The organism is Pseudomonas sp. LF020 (genome assembly GCF_053456425.1).
In genome coordinates this window covers 514,794-535,696 of sequence record NZ_JBRFIX010000003.1, presented here as the reverse complement: position 1 = coordinate 535,696, position 20,903 = coordinate 514,794, and the positions used below count along the sequence as shown (strand labels likewise).

Annotated in this window: 14 protein-coding genes and 1 pseudogene; 10 read left to right on the top strand and 5 right to left on the bottom strand. The window is 62.1% G+C overall.

Annotated elements, in window-relative coordinates:
- Positions 1 to 36: 36 nt before the first annotated feature.
- The gene (gene nadC, locus ACU680_RS10165) at positions 37 to 885 is read right to left on the bottom strand and encodes a carboxylating nicotinate-nucleotide diphosphorylase (RefSeq protein WP_448179364.1); all 849 of its coding nucleotides are present in this window, start codon (positions 883 to 885) and stop codon (positions 37 to 39) included.
- Between the two features lie 370 nt (positions 886 to 1,255).
- Here nadC and ACU680_RS10160 point away from each other — a divergent pair, with 370 nt between their 5' ends.
- From ACU680_RS10160 to ACU680_RS10135, 6 genes and pseudogenes are all read left to right on the top strand, one after another.
- The gene (locus tag ACU680_RS10160; RefSeq protein ID WP_448179363.1) at positions 1,256 to 3,442 is read left to right on the top strand and encodes a DUF1631 domain-containing protein; all 2,187 of its coding nucleotides are present in this window, start codon (positions 1,256 to 1,258) and stop codon (positions 3,440 to 3,442) included.
- Between the two features lie 64 nt (positions 3,443 to 3,506).
- Complete coding sequence (ampD, locus tag ACU680_RS10155) at positions 3,507 to 4,067, top strand: 1,6-anhydro-N-acetylmuramyl-L-alanine amidase AmpD (protein ID WP_003221563.1); 561 nt, start codon at positions 3,507 to 3,509, stop codon at positions 4,065 to 4,067.
- Positions 4,064 to 4,903 carry a regulatory signaling modulator protein AmpE gene (gene ampE, locus ACU680_RS10150; RefSeq protein ID WP_448179362.1) on the top strand — a complete coding sequence of 280 codons (840 nt, stop codon included), beginning with the start codon at positions 4,064 to 4,066 and terminating at the stop codon, positions 4,901 to 4,903. The genes ampD and ampE overlap by 4 nt, the downstream gene beginning before the upstream one ends.
- A gap of 321 nt (positions 4,904 to 5,224) precedes the next feature.
- Positions 5,225 to 6,316: pseudogene (locus ACU680_RS10145) on the top strand (methyl-accepting chemotaxis protein); the annotation flags it as partial.
- A complete protein-coding gene (locus ACU680_RS10140) occupies positions 6,293 to 7,222 on the top strand; it encodes a methyl-accepting chemotaxis protein (RefSeq protein WP_448179418.1) in 930 nt (309 codons plus the stop codon). The pseudogene ACU680_RS10145 and the gene ACU680_RS10140, both read left to right, overlap by 24 nt.
- A 293-nt stretch (positions 7,223 to 7,515) precedes the next feature.
- Positions 7,516 to 7,905: a hypothetical protein gene (locus tag ACU680_RS10135; protein ID WP_448179361.1), complete on the top strand. Its 390-nt coding sequence runs from the start codon at positions 7,516 to 7,518 to the stop codon at positions 7,903 to 7,905.
- Positions 7,906 to 8,020: 115 nt separating this feature from the next.
- Here ACU680_RS10135 and ACU680_RS10130 read toward each other — a convergent pair whose 3' ends face one another.
- Positions 8,021 to 8,797 carry a TatD family hydrolase gene (locus tag ACU680_RS10130; protein ID WP_448179360.1) on the bottom strand — a complete coding sequence of 259 codons (777 nt, stop codon included), beginning with the start codon at positions 8,795 to 8,797 and terminating at the stop codon, positions 8,021 to 8,023.
- Between the two features lie 3 nt (positions 8,798 to 8,800).
- Positions 8,801 to 9,796: a catabolite repressor/activator gene (gene cra, locus ACU680_RS10125; protein ID WP_448179359.1), complete on the bottom strand. Its 996-nt coding sequence runs from the start codon at positions 9,794 to 9,796 to the stop codon at positions 8,801 to 8,803.
- 306 nt (positions 9,797 to 10,102) lie between these two features.
- Between cra and ptsP the strand changes: the two genes are divergently transcribed.
- From ptsP to ACU680_RS10105, 4 genes are all read left to right on the top strand, one after another.
- Entirely contained in the window at positions 10,103 to 12,964 is a 2,862-nt protein-coding gene (gene ptsP / locus ACU680_RS10120) for a phosphoenolpyruvate--protein phosphotransferase (protein WP_448179358.1), read from the top strand.
- Positions 12,964 to 13,905, top strand: coding sequence for a 1-phosphofructokinase (gene pfkB, locus ACU680_RS10115; protein ID WP_448179357.1), 942 nt, complete (start codon positions 12,964 to 12,966; stop codon positions 13,903 to 13,905). Before ptsP ends, pfkB begins: the two co-directional genes overlap by 1 nt.
- An 11-nt stretch (positions 13,906 to 13,916) precedes the next feature.
- Positions 13,917 to 15,650 carry a PTS fructose-like transporter subunit IIB gene (locus tag ACU680_RS10110; protein WP_448179356.1) on the top strand — a complete coding sequence of 578 codons (1,734 nt, stop codon included), beginning with the start codon at positions 13,917 to 13,919 and terminating at the stop codon, positions 15,648 to 15,650.
- Between the two features lie 185 nt (positions 15,651 to 15,835).
- Positions 15,836 to 17,377, top strand: a complete 1,542-nt coding sequence (locus ACU680_RS10105; RefSeq protein ID WP_448179355.1) for an alkaline phosphatase D family protein — start codon at positions 15,836 to 15,838, stop codon at positions 17,375 to 17,377.
- Positions 17,378 to 17,393: 16 nt separating this feature from the next.
- Here the strand turns inward: ACU680_RS10105 and ACU680_RS10100 are convergent, their stop codons facing one another.
- Together ACU680_RS10100 and ACU680_RS10095 are read right to left on the bottom strand one after the other, a co-directional pair.
- On the bottom strand, positions 17,394 to 17,795 hold the full coding sequence (locus ACU680_RS10100; protein WP_367083075.1) for an endonuclease domain-containing protein: 402 nt from the start codon (positions 17,793 to 17,795) through the stop codon (positions 17,394 to 17,396).
- 366 nt (positions 17,796 to 18,161) lie between these two features.
- Entirely contained in the window at positions 18,162 to 20,690 is a 2,529-nt protein-coding gene (locus ACU680_RS10095) for a PepSY domain-containing protein (RefSeq protein WP_448179354.1), read from the bottom strand.
- Positions 20,691 to 20,903: the final 213 nt, after the last annotated feature.

Sequence of the window (20,903 nt, the reverse complement as noted above, 5' to 3'; positions counted from 1 at the left end):
CTCAACCGGGCTGGCGTTTTTTATTGTGTGACGGTCTCAGAGGCTGAGACGCATCGACAGATCCACTGCCTTCACATCCTTGGTCATCGCACCGATCGAGATGTAATCCACCCCGGTCTCGGCGATCGGCAGCAGCGTGCTTTCGTTGATGCCGCCGCTGGCTTCCAGCTTCGCCTTGCCGCCGTTCAGACGCACGGCTTCGCGCATGTCGTCCAGGCTCAGTTCATCAAGCATGATGATGTCGGCGCCGGCTGCCAGCGCCTCCTTCAGCTCCTCCAGGCTCTCCACTTCGATTTCCACCGGTTTGCCCGGCGCGATCTTGTGCGCGGCGGCAATGGCCTGCGCGATGCCACCGCTGGCGGCGATGTGGTTTTCCTTGATCAGGAACGCGTCGTAGAGGCCGATGCGGTGGTTGTGGCAGCCGCCGCAGGTCACCGCATATTTCTGCGCCAGACGCAGGCCCGGCAGAGTCTTGCGGGTATCCAGCAGCTTGACATGCGTCTGCGCCACGAAGTCCGCCAGGTACTGCGCGCGCGTTGCCACGCCAGACAGCAGTTGCAGGAAGTTCAAAGCACTGCGCTCACCGGTCAGCAGCGAACGGGCCGGGCCTTCCAGATGAAACAGCGGCTGATTGGGTTTGACCCGTTCGCCGTCCCGCACCTGCCAATGCACCGCGACCCGCGGATCGAGCTGGCGAAACACCGTGTCAACCCATGCCGTGCCGCAGATAACTGCCTCGTCGCGGGTGATGATGGTGGCTTTGGCCAGACGTTCGGCCGGGATCAGTTGTGCGGTGATGTCGCCGCTGCCGACATCTTCGAGCAACGCACGGCGCACGTTGGCTTCGATTTCGGCGGTCAAATCGGCGAGACGTAAATTCGGCATAACGGGCTCCACAAACTAAGTGCGCCGATTATAGGGGCATGGCAGGAGCCAACCCAAGGCGAGAACGCGCGTGCCAGACTGCAACTGGTCGATTTTCTGTGAGCAAAGCGCGGTTTTTCGTGGTCACTGGAAGGTGTCGCGTGCATAGGGGAAACCCTGACGGCTATAGCGCCCGGGACAAGTTTTGCAAGATAATCCGCCTTGCATTTGACGTCATGGCTTTGACGCCGATGTGGGATCGGGCTTGCTCGCGAAAGCGGTTTGTCAGTGACAGTTTTGGCGAACGACACACCGCTTTCGCGAGCAAGATCGCTCCCACAGGGAATTGCGCGGTAAATGCCCAGTGAAATCACCGTTTCAGGAGGCTTGGATGCACAACGACGGGAATGTAGTGCCTTTGCACAAGGCTGCTACCGATCAGGCGAATCACTCGCCGCTCGCCCGCCTGCCTGTGATTCTGCTTCAGGTCCGCGACAAGGCCGCCCAGCAACTGCGTCACGGGTTGCAGGAGCTGTTTGATAACGCCGACGACACCCTGTTCGAAATGGCCGACCGGGCGCGCAATGACGTCGAACAGAACATCTTTTTCGAAGCCATGCGCGACCTGCGCCTCAAGCGCAAAAACATCGAACGGGGTTTTCTCGAACAATTCTTCGAAGCCTTCGTCGCGCTGATTCAATACGAAGTCGCACAACCTACATTGCCCGGCACGCTGATATTCGAGGATTCGGCACCGCGTACCGATGACATGGAGCGCAGCGTGGCGGTCGAAACCATGGTCGGCCGGGTGCTCAAGCGTGACGGCTTTGCCCTCGATCAACTGACCGCGCGGCTCAACGTGTTGCTGGGCAAGGATTTCGACAACCAACACAACCCGCTCGGCCCGGCGATGCTCTGCGAGTTTTTTCTGCAGGCCGGACGTAACCTGGGCGTGGAGATCAAGGTCAAGCTGATCCTGCTCAAGCTGTTCGAACGCTACGTGCTGGCCGATACCGAGCAGTTGTATGCCGAAGCCAATCAATTGCTGGTCGCCACTGGCGTGTTGCCTGAGTTGAAACCGGCCCCCGCACGCCGCGCAATCGAGCGTGCGGCAGCAAGCATCAGCAGTGAAGAACGTGACGAACCCGCGCCCGCCGACGAAAGCGTGCAGGAAGTCTTCGCCGCGTTGCAGGAATTGCTGCTGCACGTGCGCGGCAGCGTCGCGCCGACCCTGGAACCGAGTGCGGCGGCGCAACCGATCAGCACCCGCGATCTGCTGCGCCTGCTCTCGCACTTGCAGCAATACGTCCCGGCGCTGGCGGCGCAGGACGATTTCGATCTGCGCAATCAGCTTGAGCAACTGCTGACGCGGGTCAGCGTCAGGAGCGGCAAATCGCGCATTGTCGACGGCGCGGATGAAGACGTGATCAACCTGATCGCCATGGTCTTCGATTGCATCCTCGAAGACCGTAATCTGCCGGATTCGCTCAAGGCGCTGATTGCCCGTTTGCAGATCCCGATGCTCAAGGTGGCCGTGCTCGACAAGAGCTTCTTCAGCCGCAGCAGTCACCCGGCGCGGCGCCTGCTCAATGAAATCGCCGATGCCGCCATGGGCTGGGGCGATTGCAATGGCGAGGCGCGTGACAGCCTGTATCTGCGCATTGAACAAGTGGTGCAGCGCCTGTTGAGTGATTTCGTCGACGACCCGGCAATTTTCTCCGAGTTGCTCGCCGATTTCCTGGCCTTCACCAGCGATGAGCGGCGGCGCAGCGAATTGCTCGAGCAGCGTCTGCGCGATGCCGAAGAGGGGCGGGCGAAAACCGAACTGGCCCGCCAGCGCGTCGAGCAAGCCTTGAATCAGGCGCTGTTGGGCAAAGTCCTGCCGCCGTCGGTAGTGACCTTTGTACGTGATGCGTGGAGCAAAGTGCTGCTGCTGACGTGCCTCAAACATGGCGACCACTGCGCTGAGTGGCAGGCCGATGTGCAGACCATGGAACAATTGATCTGGAGCGTGCAGCGTCACGACGAGGCGGACGCCGGCCTGCGTTTGCTGGCACTGGTGCCAGGCCTGCTCAAGTCACTGCGTGACGGCCTGAGCAGTGCAGCTTTCGATCCGTTTGCCACCAGCGAGTTTTTCAGTGAGCTGGAAGCGCTGCATGTGCGGGCACTCGACCCTGCTGCCGGGCAGGAACCGGCCGACCCAGCGACGCTGGTCGAGGTGTCGCAGCACATTACCCTGCGATCCGCCGACGAGAACTCAGGCAGCCTGAATCCGACTGGCCTTGCCCATGACGACGCCGGGTTGCGACAGGTGGAGCAATTGCGCCTGGGCAGTTGGGTCGCATTCCAGGAGGACGACGAGCACGTTCTGCGCTGCAAGCTGGCGGCCATCATTGAAACCACCGGCAAGTACGTTTTTGTCGACCGCACCGGGATGAAAGTGCTGGAGCGCAGCCGCGTCGATCTGGCCCTTGAGTTCCGCCGTGGCGCGGTGCGGGCACTGGATGACACCTTGCTGTTCGACCGGGCGCTGGAGTCGGTGCTGGGCAATCTGCGGCGACTCAATCGCGGCAAGTGATCGCGCGTCGGGGGCCGATCACGGCATACTGGGCGCCAACACAGTCGGCGTTGAAGGAATCGGTATGCAGTTGGATCCCGCTAGCGGGTGGTGTCACGGGGTGCAGGTCTGCCCATCGCCCAACTTCAATGAACGCCCCGCGGGCGAAATCTCCCTGTTGGTGATCCACAACATCAGCCTGCCGCCGGCGCAGTTCGCCACCGGCAAGGTGCAGGAATTTTTCCAGAACCGTCTGGATGTCACCGAGCATCCCTATTTTGCAGGGATTGCCGACCTGCGCGTCTCGGCGCATTTTCTGATCGAACGTGACGGCAGCGTCACCCAGTTTGTCTCCTGTCTTGAGCGGGCGTGGCATGCTGGCGTGTCGATGTTCGAGGGGCGCGAAACCTGTAACGATTTTTCCGTGGGCATCGAGCTCGAAGGCACCGATGATCTGCCCTTTACCGATGCGCAGTATCAGGCGCTGATCACGTTGACGCGTCAGCTGCAAACAGCATTTCCGGCCATCACCGGCGCCCGTATCTGCGGGCACAGCGACATCGCACCCGGGCGCAAGACCGATCCTGGCCCGGCATTCGACTGGGCGCGTTACCGCGCAGCCCTGGCACAAGAGGAAGGACAATGAGTTTTCTGGTGTTACTGCTGGCGGTCTGGATCGAGAAATTCTCGGCCCTGCGCCATCGGGTTCAACGCGATGACGGATGGATCCGCGAACTGCACAAACTCGAAAGCAGCGCGCGCCTGGCCCAGCGACCATGGCTGGTGCTGACGATTCTGGTGTTGCTGCCGGTGGCACTGCTCGGCTTGTTGCTGGTGGTACTGGAACCCGTCGCGTACGGCTTGCTGGCTTTGCCGGTGCACTTGCTGGTGGTGATTTACGCCTTGGGCCGCGGTGATTTGCTTGGCGGCCTCGGGCCGTTTCGTGACGCCTGGCGTCGCGAAGACCTGCAAGCGGCCGCGCATGTGGCCAAACGTGATCTGGACATCTGCGCCGACAGTGGTGAGCAATTGCTGGATCGGGTTCAGGGGCATCTGTTGTGGCAGGCCTATCAGAGCTTCTTCGCGGTGATCTTCTGGTACTTCGTGCTCGGTCCGGTCGCGGCGCTGGCTTATCGTTTGCTGGCATTGGCCGAAGAAAACAGCCAGAACCCGGCGCTCGCCGAACGCGCCGGCCAGTTGCGTCACGCCTTTGACTGGTTGCCGGTGCGCCTGCTCGCTGCCAGCCTTGCACTGGTCGGCAACTTCGTTGCGGTCAGCCGGGTGATGTTGCATGAGCTGCTGAACTGGAACATCAGCGCCGCGCAGCTGATCAACAAGGTCGGGCTGGCAGCGGGTGAGATCCCGCCGCCGGTAGTCGGCCCTGAAGGCATCAACACTCTCGACTGCCTCTGGGAACTGCTGCTGCGCGCGGCGGTGTTGTGGTATGCCGGGTTTGCCTTGTGGACAGTCTTGATTCACTGAACCCTCGGTGAAATTCATTGTGGCGAGGGAGCTTGCTCCCGCTGGGTGGCGAAGCCGCCCTCGCTGTTCATCATAAACAACGCGTCCAAGCGATTTGCGTCTGCTGCGCAGCCGAGCGGGAGCAAGCTCCCTCGCCACAGGGTGAGCGATCTGCCCCAGACAGTCGTTAACCTTAAGTTACAAAACCTCTCCCCGATTTGAGCTATACAGAGACAGCGCCCGATAGTGGCTATCTGCTGTCGCCCCGCGCCTGCCAATAAAAACAAGAAAAACCAAGGGAGACTTCCAGTGAAGAGCTTGCTCTATCCCGCCGTCTCGCTGATGAACCGTCTGAGCTTCGGCATGAAGTTCAGCCTGATCAGCGTGCTGTTCCTGGTGCCGATGCTGGTGACCAATTTCTATCTGGTGCGCGATTCCTATCGCGAATTCCAGGGCACCCGGGTCGAGTTGCAGAGCCTCGACCTTCTGGGCAGCAGCCTGACCCTGCGCCGGGATCTGGAAACCCTGAACAATCGGGTGCAGATCAACGTCGTCCTCGGGCAGTCCGGCAAGGCCGACAACCTCGAAGCGCAGATCAGCACCCTGGAACAAGCCGTATTGGCCCGTCTGCAAGGTCTGCAGGCAATGACCGACGATCCCGAGCAGATCAAGTTGTTCGACGGCAAGCGCGATGAAATGATCAGCGCGTTCAAGGCCCAGCAAGCGGAAAGCTCCCTGCAAAGCAAAAGCGGGATGATCGGCAAACTGCTCGGCAACGCGCAGATTTTCAGCCAGATTATCGCCAGTCAGGCCGGCCTGAGCCGCGACAACCAGAGCGACATCCGCCAGCTCAGCGAACTGCTCACCAACATCACCCCCGCGGTGACCCAGACCCTCGGCGAGGGCCGGGCCATCGGTGCTTATTCACTGGGCCAAGGTTTTCTGAACAGCTCGTCGAGTACCCGGTTTGACGAGTTGCTGGCGCAGATCGAAAAACTCCAGGCCGAATACGCGCTGAAACTGACCGACGCCCTCGACTCCAGCCAGGCCGCGCGCGCCGGCCTCAGTGCCCAGGCCGACACCAGCAAAACCTCGCTCAAACAGGCCAGCGAGCTGTTCGAAGAGCAAGTCGTGGTGGCCGAGACTCTCGATACGCCGTGGCAAGCGTTCTACGACCAGGTCACCGGGCTGATGGACAAGACTTACCAGCTCAACGACGCGACGCTGAAATTCCTCGATACCCAATTGCAACAGCGGCTGACACAGAACCGCACGCACATGGTGTTGCAGGCTGTGGCGCTGTCGGTGGTGTTCGTGCTGATTTTCTATCTCTACGGTGGTTTCTACGCCTCGACCCGCACCACGCTCAAGCGTCTGGGCGCGATGATGGACAAGGTCGCAGCCGGTGACATGACGGTCAATTTCAAGGCCAACAGCCGCGATGAGCTGGGCGAGTTGGGCGAAGTGTTCAACGGCACCGTGAGGAAAATCCACGACCTGATCGAACGAGTCGGGCAGACCGTGGCTGAGGTCGAGCGCCAGGCCGGTCAGGTGGAAAACGTCTCCGCGCAAAGCAATCAGGCAGTGGCCGGGCAGCGTACGCAGATCGAGCAAGTGGCGACCGCGATGAACCAGATGTCGGCGACCTCGCTGGAAGTTGCACGCAGCGCGGCGGCAGCGGTGAGCAGCGCGCACAGCGTCAATGACGAAACCGTCAGCGGTCGTACACTGGTGGAGTCGCAGCAGGGCAGCATTGCCGCGCTGGCCAGCGAGATCGATCAATCGGTGCTGGTGATCAACCAGTTGGCCAGCGACAGCCAGTCGATCAGCCGCGTGCTGGAAGTGATCAAAAGCATCGCCGAGCAGACCAACCTGCTGGCGCTCAACGCCGCCATCGAAGCGGCCCGGGCCGGTGAGCAGGGCCGGGGATTTGCGGTTGTGGCGGACGAAGTGCGAACGTTGGCCAAACGCACCCAGCAATCGACCGAAGAAATCGAGCAGATGATCGCCAAGCTGCATGGCGGCGTCGGCGCGGCGGTGAAAGCCATGGGCATCAGCCATCAGATGGCCAACGGCACGGTCGGGCAGTCGGAAAAGGTCCAGCAGGCGCTGGAAAACATCCTCGGCGCGGTCGGCATGATCGTCGACCAGAACCAGCAGATCGCCGCCGCCGTGGAGCAACAGACCGCCGTGGCCCACGACATCGACCAGAACATCGTCGAGATCAACCGCGCCGGTGAGCGCACGGCCCAAGGTGCACATCAGACCGAAGACGCCAGCCGGGCACTGTCGGCGCAGGTGGTGGAACTCAAGCAACTGATCAGCGCGTTCCGCGTCTGAATCCTGCTGCGCCACCCCTTGTCAGAAACCTGTGGCGAGGGGATTTATCCCCGATGGGACGCGAAGCGTCCCCAATACCCAGTCAGTGATGAGGGACTGCTGCGCAGCCCATCGGGGATAAATCCCCTCACCACAGGCTTCGATCCTACAGAGGGGCGTGGAAATGTCAGAACATTTTGTAATGCATTGATACTTACGCTTGTAAGCCAAATCCTGTTTTCTTTCGACGGCTGGCTTTTCGTCATTAATGAGCCAGTATCCGAGTTCCGCTGATTGCGTCGAGGAGGCCGCTCATGTCCGTTGCAACCCTGGGAATCCAGGGCCGTTGTGCTCATTGCCAGACCACGCAGTTGCTAAAACCGTGGCAACTCAACGCCATTGCGATCAACGAACCGTTCACCTGCGCACACTGCCAGAAAGCGCTGGAGTTGCGCTGCCCCAGACAGATCAAACGCTTAAAATCCGTCGATTCACTGGGATTGCTGCGCTTCAGCGCATCGGTCACCGTGTGCACTGCGTTGCTGGTGGCGCTGGTCATGGAATGGATCGGCCTGCTCAGCGTGACTGAGCAACTGAACGCGTCACTGATCGTGCTTTTCGCGTACTTCGCGCTGCTGCGCTTTGTTCACCACCGCCAGCACATGACCCTGATCCTCGACGCAGCCAAGGCCCACGCGAACTGACGGTAGGAGCTGCCTGTAGGCGCTGCCGAGTGAAACGAGGCTGCGATCTTTTGATCCTGTTTTAAGGGCCAGGAGCAAAAGATCGCAGCGTGCCGCAGCTCCTACAGAGGTTGTGTTACCAGCCGAATACTTCGCAGCTGTTGGCAGTGCTGGCGGCGGCCAGTTGTTCCGGGCTGATGTTCATCCGTTCGGCGAGCGCCGAGCAGATTGCCGGTAAGTGCGCCGGTGTATTGCGTACGCCGGGGAACATCGCCGGTGCCATGTCCGGTGAGTCGGTTTCCAGCACGATCGAATCCAGCGGCAACTCCGCCAATACCCGATGCATGCGCAACGCCTGCGGCCAGGTTGGTGCGCCGCCCAGCCCCAGTTTGAAACCGAGCTTGATGTATTCGCGGGCCTCTTCGCGGCTGCCGGCGAAGGCGTGGATGATCCCCGCGCGTTTGAGCTTGAAGCGTTTGAGCGTGGCAATTACCGCCGCGTGACTGCGGCGCACGTGGATCAGCGCCGGTAGTTCAAAATCTGCCGCCAGTTGCAGTTGCGCGTCGAACAGCGCCTGCTGGCGTTCGCGGTCGAGGGTTTCGATGAAGTAATCCAGACCGATCTCGCCCACCGCACACAGTTGCCGATGGCCGCGTAGCCGCGTCAGCCAGTCGCCGAGTGCGCGTAGATCTTCGGGTTGATGCTGATCGAGGTACACCGGATGCAGGCCGAATGCCGCGTACAGGTCGGCATCGCTCTGCACCAGCTCCCACACCCGTTGCCAATTGCCCTGATAAACCCCCAGCACCACCATCCGCCGCACCCCGAGGGCGCGGCTTTCGGCGAGCAACGCCGAGCGATCGGCGTCGAAGTCGGGGAAGTCGAGGTGGGTGTGGCTGTCGATCAACTCCACGGCTCAGTCCCGGTGAATACGCTGCTTGAAGGTCCGCGCGATGGCCTGCACGCCAGGCTTGTATTCGGATTGCTCAACCGCAGCCAGTGCCAGCTCCAAGGCTTTGTCGGCAATCAACTGGTGCTGCTGGGCCATGGCGTTGACCGGCAGCGGCAGGAAGTCCAGCAACTGCGTGTCGCCAAAGGTGCCCAGGCGCAGCGGACGGGATTTGAGCGGGAAGTCATGCAACGCATCGAACACCCCCTGCAACAGCACGTAGGAGGTGGTCACCAGCGCATCCGGCAAATGCCCAAGACGCTGCAGGAGTTCTTCCATCAATTGCTTGCCGCATTCACGGCTGAAGGACTCGGCGTGCTCGATCAGCACTTCGCCTCTGAAGTCGGCCAGTGCCTGCTTGAAGCCGGCCGCACGTTCCTGACTGATGCTCAGCTCCGGACGCGCGCCGAGCAGCACGATCTGTTTCGGCTGCGGATCGAGCAGGCTCTGGGTCAGGTGCAGGCTGGCCTCGCGGTCGTCACTGATCACCGAGCAGAAGTGCTCGGGTTCCATGACCCGGTCGATGGCGATGATCGGCAAGCCTTTGGCCTGCAACTGGCGGTAGCTGTCGTCAGCGGCCGGCAGGCAACTGGCGACGATCAGCGCATCGCAGCGGCGCGCCTTGAACAGTTGCAGCAGCTGGCGCTCGCTGTCCGGCGCATCGTCGGAGCTGGCAATCAGCAACTGATAGCCACGCGCCCGCGCGCCTTGCTCCAGCAGTTTGGCGATCCGCGCGTAACTGGGGTTTTCCAGATCCGGCAGAATAAAGCCCAACGTGCGCGTGTGCCGACTGCGCAACCCGGCCGCTTGTGGATTGGGGGTGAAGCCGTGCTGTTCGACGACCGCACGCACCCGCTCGACCGTGGCGTTGCTGATGCGTTGCTGTTCGGCCTTGCCGTTGATGACGTAGCTGGCGGTGGTCACGGACACTCCGGCCAACCGCGCGATATCACTGAGTTTCAACCCGGGATTTCCTTGTTTTTTCGAGCTTGCCGCCACATTTTCGCCAATCCTACCCGATTCGGGCAGACGACTATTGTCGCAGCGCATCCGACAAGTTGGACTTCAAGGATGAGACATTATCGAGTAACGTGCCGATCCATCTAGATTAAACGTTTCAGCAAGCGTATTTTCTACGTTTTAGACGCCTTTGGCCGGTTCTGCCGTGAAACCGCCAAAACTGCCGCTGAAAAGCAGGCTGACCAGCGCCTAAGCTGTGACCATTCAAAACAATATCCTGGCGCATCCATGTGCCAAAAAGGAGATCGCATGCTCGAGCTCACTATAGAGCAGATATCCATGGGCCAATCGGCTGTGGATAAACCCGCCGCCCTGCAATTGCTCGCCAATCATCTGGTGGCCGACGGTCTGGTTGCCGATGGCTACCTCGCCGGTTTGCAGGCCCGGGAAGCCCAGGGCTCGACCTTTCTCGGCCAGGGTATCGCCATCCCTCACGGCACCCCGGAAACCCGTGATCAGGTGTTCGCCACTGGCGTGCGGCTGATGCAGTTTCCTGAGGGCGTGGATTGGGGCGACGGCCAGATCGTTTATCTGGCGATCGGCATCGCCGCCAAATCCGACGAACACCTGCGTCTGCTGCAACTGCTGACCCGCGCCCTCGGCGAGACCGATCTGGGTCAGGCCCTGCGCCGCGCCAGCTCGCCGGAAGCGCTGCTGAAACTGCTGCAAGGCGCGCCACAGGAACTGGCGCTGGATGCGCAGATGATCGGCCTCGGCGTGTCGGCTGACGATTTCGAAGAACTGGTCTGGCGTGGCGCGCGTCTGTTGCGTCAGGCCGATTGCGTGAGCAACGGTTTTGCCGGTGTGTTGCAACAAGTCGAAGCGCTGCCGCTGGGCGATGGCCTGTGGTGGCTGCACAGCGAGCAAACCGTGAAGCGTCCGGGCCTGGCCTTCGTCACCCCGGACAAACCGATGCGATACCTCGGCCAGCCGCTCAGCGGTCTGTTCTGTCTGGCCAGTCTCGGCGAGGCGCATCAGGCGTTGCTCGAACGTCTGTGTGCGTTACTCATCGAAGGCCGCGGCCATGAATTGGGCCGCGCCACCAGCAGCCGCAAAGTCCTCGAAGTGCTCGGTGGCGAACTGCCCGCCGACTGGCCGAGCGCGCGTATTGCCTTGGCCAATGCCCACGGTCTGCATGCACGCCCGGCGAAGATCCTTGCGCAACTGGCGAAGAGTTTTGACGGCGAAATCCGCGTGCGCATTGTCGATAGCACGGACAGCGCCGTGTCGGTAAAAAGCCTGAGCAAACTGCTGAGCCTCGGCGCCCGTCGTGGTCAGGTGCTCGAGTTGATCGCTGAACCGAGCATCGCCGCCGACGCCTTGCCCGCATTGCTGGCCGCTATCGAAGAAGGCCTTGGCGAAGAAGTCGAACCGCTGCCGGCCGTGAGCCAGCAGCGCGAAGTCATCACCGATATCGCCGAGGTGCTGATCGCCCCGGCGTCCGGCGCGCAGTTGCAGGCGATTCCTGCCGCGCCGGGTATTGCAATCGGCCCGGCGCACATTCAGGTGCAGCAGGCCATTGATTACCCGTTGCGCGGTGAGTCCGCCGCCATCGAGCGCGATCGTCTCAAACAAGCGCTGAGCGATGTGCGCAGTGACATTCAGGGCCTGATCGAACGCAGCAAGGCCAAGGCGATTCGCGAGATTTTCATTACCCACCAGGAAATGCTCGACGACCCGGAACTCACCGACGAAGTCGACACCCGTCTCAAGCAAGGCGAGAGCGCCGAAGCGGCGTGGATGGCGGTGATCGAAGCTGCGGCCAAGCAACAGGAATCGCTGCAGGACGCGTTGCTCGCCGAGCGGGCCGCAGATCTGCGGGACATCGGTCGTCGGGTGCTGGCGCAACTCTGTGGTGTGCAGACGCCGAACGAGCCGGAGCAGCCGTACATTCTGGTGATGGACGAAGTCGGTCCGTCGGACGTGGCGCGGCTGGATCCGGCGCGGGTAGCGGGGATTCTCACCGCTCGCGGCGGCGCCACGGCGCACAGTGCAATCGTCGCCCGTGCTCTCGGAATTCCGGCGCTGGTCGGTGCGGGTGCAGCGGTGTTGCTGCTGGAACCGGGCACGCCGTTGCTGCTCGACGGCCAGCGCGGTCGCCTGCACGTCGACGCCGATGCCGCGACCCTGCAACGCGCCGCCGAAGAACGCGACACCCGCGAGCAGCGCCTCAAGGCTGCCGCCGAGCAACGCCATCAACCGGCACACACCACGGACGGTCACGCCGTGGAAGTGTTCGCCAACATCGGTGAAAGCGCCGGAGTTACCGCTGCGGTCGAGCAGGGCGCCGAAGGCATCGGCCTGCTGCGCACCGAACTGATTTTCATGGCCCACCCGCAGGCCCCGGACGAAGCCACTCAGGAAGCCGAATACCGTCGCGTTCTCGATGGCCTCGCCGGGCGACCGTTGGTGGTGCGCACCCTTGATGTCGGCGGCGACAAACCGCTGCCGTATTGGCCGATCGCCAAGGAAGAAAACCCGTTCCTCGGCGTGCGCGGCATTCGCCTGACCTTGCAGCGTCCGCAGATCATGGAAGCGCAATTGCGCGCCTTGCTGCGTTCGGCGGACAACCGTCCGCTGCGGATCATGTTTCCGATGGTCGGCAGCGTTGAAGAGTGGCGTCAGGCCCGCGACATGACCGAGCGCTTGCGCCTGGAAATCCCGGTCGCCGATCTGCAACTGGGGATCATGATCGAGGTACCGTCCGCTGCCTTGCTGGCGCCGGTGCTGGCGAAAGAAGTCGATTTCTTCAGCGTCGGCACCAACGACCTGACGCAATACACCCTGGCCATCGACCGCGGTCACCCGACGCTGTCGGCCCAGGCCGATGGCCTGCACCCAGCGGTGCTGCAACTGATCGACATCACCGTGCGTGCCGCGCATGCCCATGGCAAGTGGGTCGGTGTGTGCGGCGAACTGGCGGCGGATCCGCTGGCGGTGCCGGTGCTGGTCGGCCTCGGCGTCGATGAGCTGAGCGTGTCCGGGCGCAGCATCGCCGAGGTCAAGGCGCGCATCCGCGAACTCAGCCTGACCCAGGCGCAAACCCTTGCTCAACAAGCCCTCACCGTGGGCAGCGCGAACGAAGTGCGTGCATTAGTGGAGGCCCTGTAATGGCCAAGATTCTCACCCTGACCCTCAACCCGGCGCTGGACCTCACGGTCGAGCTGCCACGCCTGGAGGCCGGTCAGGTCAACCGCAGCGACGAGATGCACACCCACGCCGCCGGCAAAGGTGTGAACGTCGCGCAAGTGCTGGCGGATCTCGGGCATCAACTGACGGTCAGCGGCTTTCTCGGCGAAGACAATCTGCAAGCCTTCGAGACTTTGTTCACCAAGCGTGGTTTTGTCGACGCGTTCATCCGCGTGCCGGGGGAGACGCGCAGCAACATCAAGGTCGCCGAGCATGACGGGCGCATCACCGACATCAACGGTCCGGGACCGGTGGTTGACGCGGCGGCGCAGCAGGCGTTGCTTGAGCGTCTGCTGCAGATCGCTCCGGGGCATGACGCGGTGGTGGTGGCCGGCAGTCTGCCGCGCGGTGTCAGCGCGCAGTGGTTGCGCGAGCTGATCGAACGCCTGAACGGTCTCGGCCTGAAAGTCGCCCTCGACAGCAGTGGCGAAGCCTTGCGCGCGGCCATTGAAGCGCGCCCGTGGCTGATCAAGCCGAACACCGAAGAGCTCGCCGATGCGCTCGATTGCGATGTGGTTTCGCACGCGGCCGAAGCGCAGGCGGCGGCGTGCCTGCAAGCCAAGGGTATCGAGCACGTGGTGATCTCTCACGGCGCCGATGGGGTGAACTGGTTCAGTGTCGGCTCGGCGCTGCATGCCGCGCCGCCGAAGGTCACGGTCGCCAGTACGGTGGGTGCTGGCGATTCGCTGCTGGCCGGCATGCTCCACGGTCTGCTCAGTGCCGATACGCCCGAGCAGACCCTGCGCACGGCCACGGCGATTGCCGCGATGGCGGTGACGCAGATTGGTTTCGGCATCAACGATGCGGCGCAACTGGCGCAGCTCGAACAGGGCGTACGCGTGCGTCCCCTGACAGAACAATAAGAGGGTTTGTCATGAAATTAGCCATTGTCACGGCCTGCCCGAACGGCATGGTCACCAGTGTGCTGTGCGCCCGCCTGCTCGATGCGGCGGCTCAGCGCCAGGGCTGGAGCACCAGCGTTGAAGTGGTCGATGCGGCGCACCCGGAACGTGAATTGTCCGCCGCCACCATTGAGGCGGCGGAGTGGGTGTTGCTGGTCGCCACCGGTGACGTCGACATGCGCCGTTTCGTCGGCAAGCGCGTGTTCCGCATCGCCCCGGCGCAAGCCTTGCAAGATGTGGAAGCGGTGCTGCGCCGTGGTGCGCAAGAGGCCGAAGTTTACCTCGCCAGCGAAGCCGTTCCGGTTGCCGCTGCGCCACGTGCGCCACACATCGTCGCCATCACTGCGTGCCCGACCGGTGTTGCCCACACCTTCATGGCCGCCGAAGCATTGCAACAAACGGCCAAGCGTCTGGGCTATGAACTGCACGTCGAAACCCAAGGTTCGGTCGGCGCGAAAACCCCGCTCAGCGCAACGGCGATTGCCGAGGCTGACGTGGTGTTGCTGGCGGCGGACATCGAAGTCGCCACCGAGCGTTTCGCCGGCAAGAAAATCTACCGCTGCGGCACCCGCATTGCGCTCAAGCAATCCGAAGCGACACTGAAAAAAGCCCTCGCCGAAGCTCAGGTGGAAAGCGCTGCGAGCGACGGCAAGGCACCGGCCAAGCAAGAGAAAACCGGGGTCTACAAACACCTGCTGACCGGCGTGTCGTTCATGCTGCCGATGGTGGTGGCCGGTGGTTTGATGATCGCGCTGTCGTTCGTCTTCGGCATCACCGCGTTCAAGGAAGAAGGCACGCTGGCGGCGGCGCTGATGCAGATCGGTGGTGAGACCGCGTTCAAATTGATGGTGCCGTTGCTCGCCGGTTACATCGCCTATTCGATCGCCGACCGTCCGGGTCTGGCGCCGGGGATGATTGGTGGCTTGCTCGCCAGCACGCTGGGGGCCGGGTTTATCGGCGGCATCGTCGCCGGATTTATCGCCGGTTATGCGGCCAAGTTGATCAGTCGTTATGTGGCCTTGCCGCAGAGTCTCGAAGCGCTGAAACCGATCCTGATCATCCCGTTGTTCGCCAGCCTGTTCACCGGGCTGGTGATGATCTACGTGGTCGGCAAACCGGTAGCCGGGATGCTCGCGGCGCTGACGCATTTTCTCGACAGCATGGGTACCACCAACGCGATTCTGCTCGGCGTGTTGCTCGGCGGCATGATGTGCGTCGACCTCGGCGGGCCGATCAACAAAGCCGCGTATGCGTTCTCGGTGGGGCTGTTGGCTTCGCAGAGTTATGCACCGATGGCCGCGACCATGGCCGCCGGCATGGTGCCGCCAATCGGCCTGGGCATCGCCACCTTCATCGCCCGGCGCAAGTTCGCCCAGACCGAGCGCGAGGCCGGTAAAGCGGCGCTGGTGCTGGGGCTGTGCTTTATCTCCGAAGGGGCGATTCCATTTGCCGCGAAAGACCCGCTGCGGGTGATTCCGGCGAGCATCGCCGGTGGTGCGTTGACTGGCGCGTTGTCGATGTACTTCGGCTGCAAACTGATGGCGCCGCACGGTGGTTTGTTTGTGCTGGCGATTCCGAATGCGATCAATCATGCGCTGTTGTATCTGCTGGCGATTGTCGCGGGAAGTTTGTTGACGGCGGTGGTTTACGCGGCGGTCAAACGGCCGGAAGCGGTAGAGCTGGCGCTGGAACCGGCGAAGGCTTAACTGGCTCCACAAAATCCTGTGGGAGCGAGCTTGCTCGCGAAAGCGGTGTGTCAGCGAATAAGATTTCGACTGATAGTACGCATTCGCGAGCAAGCTCGCTCCCACATGGGTTGTGTGGTGTGTCTGGTGTCATTTCCGGGTCATGTGCGCATGCTTAAGTTTTCCTTTTTTCAGGGAGAACACGCATGAGCGATTTCAACATCGGTCGCCGACGGGTCATGCAAGTGGTCGGTGCCGGCCTGCTGATGCCGGGGCTGGCGCCGGCGGTGATTGCGTCGGTCAAGGATCGGCCGCAACTCACCGACGGCGTGCAGTCCGGCGACCTGCAAGGCGACCGCGCGATGATCTGGAGCCGCAGCGACCGTCCGGCGCGGATGGTGGTCGAGTGGGACACCCGCAGTCAGTTTCGTCACCCGCGCCGTGTGGTCTCGCCACTGGCCGATGCGCGCAGCGACTTTACTGCCCGTGTCGAACTCACCGGGCTGCCCGCCGATCAGGCGATTTTCTATCGGGTGTATTTCAAAGACGCGCAATCCGGCGTCCCCAGCGAGCCGTGGCTCGGCCATTTGCGCAGCGCTCCGAAGGCGCGGCGCAATATCCGTTTCGTCTGGAGTGGCGACACCGTCGGCCAGGGCTTCGGCATCAACCCGGACATCGGCGGCATGCGTATCTACGAATCCATGCGCCTGCGCCTGCCGGACTTCTTTATCCACAGCGGCGACACCATCTACGCCGATGGCCCGGTGCCGGCGCAACTCACCACCGAAGGCGGGCGGATCTGGCGCAACCTCACCACCGAAGCCAAGAGCAAAGTCGCCCAGACCCTCGACGACTATCGCGGCAACTACCGCTACAACCTGATGGACGAAAACATCCGCCGCTTCAACGCCGAAGTGCCGCAGATCTGGCAGTGGGACGACCACGAAGTGGTCAACAACTGGTCGCCGGGCAAGCAGCTCGACGAGCGTTATCAGGAAAAAGATATCCACACCCTGGTCGGCCGTGCACGCAAGGCCTGGCTGGAATATTCGCCGATGCGCCTGCAAGCGGCAGACGGCGGCGGGCGGATTTATCGCAAGCTCAGCTACGGGCCGATGCTCGATGTGTTCGTGCTCGACATGCGCAGCTATCGCGGCGCCAATGACGACAACCTCGGCGCGGCCAAAGCGTTTTTGGGGCGCGAACAACTGGACTGGCTCAAGCGTGGCTTGAAGCACTCCAGGGCGCAGTGGAAGGTGATCGCCGCCGACATGCCGATCGGCCTCGGCGTACCCGACGGTGAAGTCAGCCCGGGCGTGGCGCGCTGGGAAGCGGTGGCCAACGGCGATCCCGGCCCGGCGCAGGGACGCGAGCTGGAAGTCGCTGAACTGCTCGGTTTTCTGCGGGCGCAAAACGTGCGCAATTTCGTGTTTCTCACGGCGGACGTGCATTACTGCGCGGCGCATCACTACCACCCGGATCGCGCGGCGTTTCAGGACTTCGAACCGTTCTGGGAGTTTGTCGCCGGGCCGTTGAATGCCGGGAGTTTCGGTCCTAATCCGCTGGACAAGACCTTCGGCCCGGAAGTGGTGTTCCAGAAGGCACCCCCGACCCAGAATGCTTCACCGTTTGCCGGGTTTCAGTTCTTTGGCGAGGTGAACATCGAAGGGCAGAGCGGGGAGATGAGTGTGGTGTTGCGGGATTTGAATGGGGTGGCGGTTTTCGAGCAGAAATTGCAGCCAGTTTGAAGTTCAAAAACAACCCTCACCCCGGCCCTCCCGAAATGTCGGACCGCTTGGAGGGTGAGGGTGTTTTTCGATTCGCGGCAATTCTTGTGATTTGCTCCAGTACATCATCGATCTGCTGCATTACTTCGAGATTACTGAATCGCACAACTTCAATGCCCTGACGTTCCAGGAAAAGCGTCCGACGTTGATCGTGGATCAAGCCCGCTATTTCATAGTGTTGACCCCCATCCAGCTCAATCGCCAGTTTCAGCTCTACGCAGTAAAAATCCAGGACATAGGGCGGACATGGAAACTGCCTGCGGAATTTCAGATTGGCGACTTGGCGTGAACGAAGTTTTTGCCAGAGTAATTGTTCGCAATCGGTTTGGCTGCTGCGTAACTGGCGGGCGAACTGAGCGAGAGTGAGGCGATTTTGCATGCTTCACGATCCTTGTGAAGTGGCTGGAAATCTCACTGTAGACGAGGACCCTCACCCCAGCCCTCTCCCGGAGGGAGAGGGAGCCTACGGAGTTGTATCGAGTTGTACATCGACCTGAAAGACCTAGTCGATTATGGATTCGGTGAATCACCTTCATAGCGGCGTAATTCGGCATCCCCAATCAGCCCTCCTCTTTTTCGGGGAGAGGGAGCCTACGGAGTTGTATCGAGTTGTACATCGACCTGAAAGACCGAGTCGATTACGGATTCGGTACATCACCTTCAGGTCGGCGTATTTATCCGGCATCCCCCAATCAGTTCCCTCTCCCTGCGGGAGAGGGTTAGGGTGAGGGGCTCTTTGGCTGAGTCAGTACACGTCGCGGCGGTAGCGGCCCTGTTCGATCAGGTGCTCGACTTCAGCGGCGCCGAGGATGTCGTTGAGTGCCTGATCGACGCCAGCGGCCATGCCCTGCAGGCTGCCGCAGATGTAGATCACCGCACCGTCAGCCAGCCATTTCTTCAGCTCGTCAGCGGATTCGCGCAGGCGATCCTGGACGTAGATTTTCTGCGCCTGATCCCGCGAAAACGCCAGGTCCAGTCGCGCCAGGTCGCCATTGATCAACCACTCTTCCAGCTCCGCCCGGCAGAGGAAATCGTGCTCGCGATTGCGTTCGCCGAACAGCAGCCAGTGACGCTGCTGACCGTCGGCGATGCGCGCCTTGAGCAGACTGCGCAGCCCGGCGAGGCCGGTGCCGTTGCCCAGCAGAATCATCGGCACCGGTTGGTTCGGCAAGTGGAAGCCACTGTTGCGCCGCACGCGCAGACTGATGCTGCCGCCCACGGGCGCATGCTCGGTCAGCCAGCCGGAGCCGATGCCCAGGCTGCCATCGGCGTGTTGTTCCTGACGCACGATCAGTTCCAGCACACCGTCGGCGGCAATCGAGGCGATCGAGTATTCGCGCATGGCCAGCGGCACCATCGCATCCACCAGCGCTTGCGCATGCAGGCCGACCAGATGCGCGCGATGCTCGGGCAACTGGCGGCTGGCGAGGGCGATTTCCAGTGGCTCTTCGAGGCCGTTGATCTTCACCGTGGTTTCGCCACGAATGCCGAGGCCGTCGAGGAAGTGTTCGATGGCCCACGGGCAGTTGCGCGGCAGCACTTCCACCAGGTCGCCGGCCAGCCAGCTGCTGGTGCTCGGCGCTTTCAGGCCCAGCAGGTACACCGGCGCGCCGCTGCTGTCGGGGTTCATCAGTTCGCGGCTGACCAGCGTCCAGTTGTCGTAGCTCGGCGCTTGCCAGGTATCGACCGGCGCCTGCCCGGTCAACTGTCCGAGCTGGGTTTGCCAATGACGCAGGGCGTAGGGGTCGCCGCTGTCGACTTCGACCGGGGCGAACAGGATCTTGCCACCGTGTTCGCCCAACCATTGATGCAGGCGCCGGGCGAAACCGCAGAAATGCTGATACTGGCGGTCACCGAGTCCGAGTACCGCATAGTTCAGACCGTCGAGGCTCGCAGCGCTGCTCAGCACCTTGCGGTCGAAACCGCGCGCGCTGTCCGGGGCTTCGCCGTCGCCGAAGGTGCTGACCACGAACAGTGCGTTGTTCGAGGCGCGCAGATCCTCGGCACTGACATTCGCCAGCGGCTGCACCTTCACCGGCAACCCGGCGGCTTGCAACTGGCCCGCCGTCTGCCACGCCAGTTGTTCGGCAAACCCGCTCTGGCTGGCGAAACCCACCAGCCATGCCGGTGCATCACCGGTCGGTTGCTCAAGACCCTTGCGTGCGTCCTGAATCTGCCTTTTCTTGCGTCGACGATCCAGATACAACAGCCACCCAGTGATGAAAAACAGCGGCATGCACACGGCGGCGAGGGTGATGATGATCCGTCCGACCAGGCCGAAATAGCTGCCGACGTGCAGCGCGTAAATGCTGGTCAGCAACTGTGCCTTGAAGCTCTTGTCGGCATAGCGGTCGACGCGTTTGACGACGCCGGTGGCCGGGTCGAGGGTGATCTGGTTCAGCGCGCGATCATGCGGCGAGCTGTCGAGCAGGTAGAACACGGTCGCCGGTTGCCCGGCCACTGGCGGCATGCGGATGTTGTAGGCCGACAGGCCCGGGCCGGCAGCGCTGTAGATGCTGCTCCACATCGCCGCATAGTCGGCGGTCGGTGCCGGACCTTCCGGTGCCGGGCCGCGACCGCCGCGCACGCGCTCGTTTTGCGGCGCATCGGAAAGCAGTCTGGTCAGACCCTTGTTGTACCACTCGTACGACCACGACAACCCGGTCAACGCCAGCAGCAGGTACACCAGCAGGCACCAGGTCCCGGCCACCGAGTGCAGATCCCAGTTGAAGCTGCGGCCCTTTTTCTTCCAGTCCAGGGTCAGCCATACGCGCCAGCTGTTCCACTGGCGCGGCCAGCGCAGGTACAGCCCGGAGAGACAGAAGAACAGCAGAATCAGGGTGCAGGCGCCGGTGATGTTGCGCCCGGTATCGCCCATGGCGAGGAAGCGGTGCAGTTGCAGCATCAGGCCGAAGAAGTCCTGGCCCACGGCGTCGCCCATGAATTCGCCGGTGTACGGATCGAAGTAGCGCATCTCGCCACGACGCTCGCCTTTGGGCGGGGTGAAGTAGACGCGCGCGGCGTTGCCGCTGTCGGTTTCGACCCAGAGCATCCCGACTTTCTTGCCGGAGTTCGCTTCGATGTGTTCCACCAGCTCGACGGGAGGCAGGACGCCAGCGACCTGTTTTTCCACCTGCAACACCGACGGGTTCAGCGCCCGCAGGATTTCGTCCTGGAACGAATAGGCGGCACCGGTAATGCCCATCAGGGCCAGCACCAGCCCGGCAGTGATGCCGAAAAGCCAGTGCAACTGGAACAGGGTTTTCTTCAACACGTCGCTCGCCTTGTTCGTTCGAAAATTTGTCATCACGGCGCGCATTATGCCGTGGGTTATCGAGAAGCGTTCTTTATTACGCACAAAACCCCGTTCACATGAATGAACGGGGCTTTGTTCTTTGTAGGAGCTGCCGAAGGCTGCGATCTTTTGATGTTGGTTTTTAACAATCAAGATCAAAAGATCGCAGCGTGCCGCAGCTCCTACAGGTTC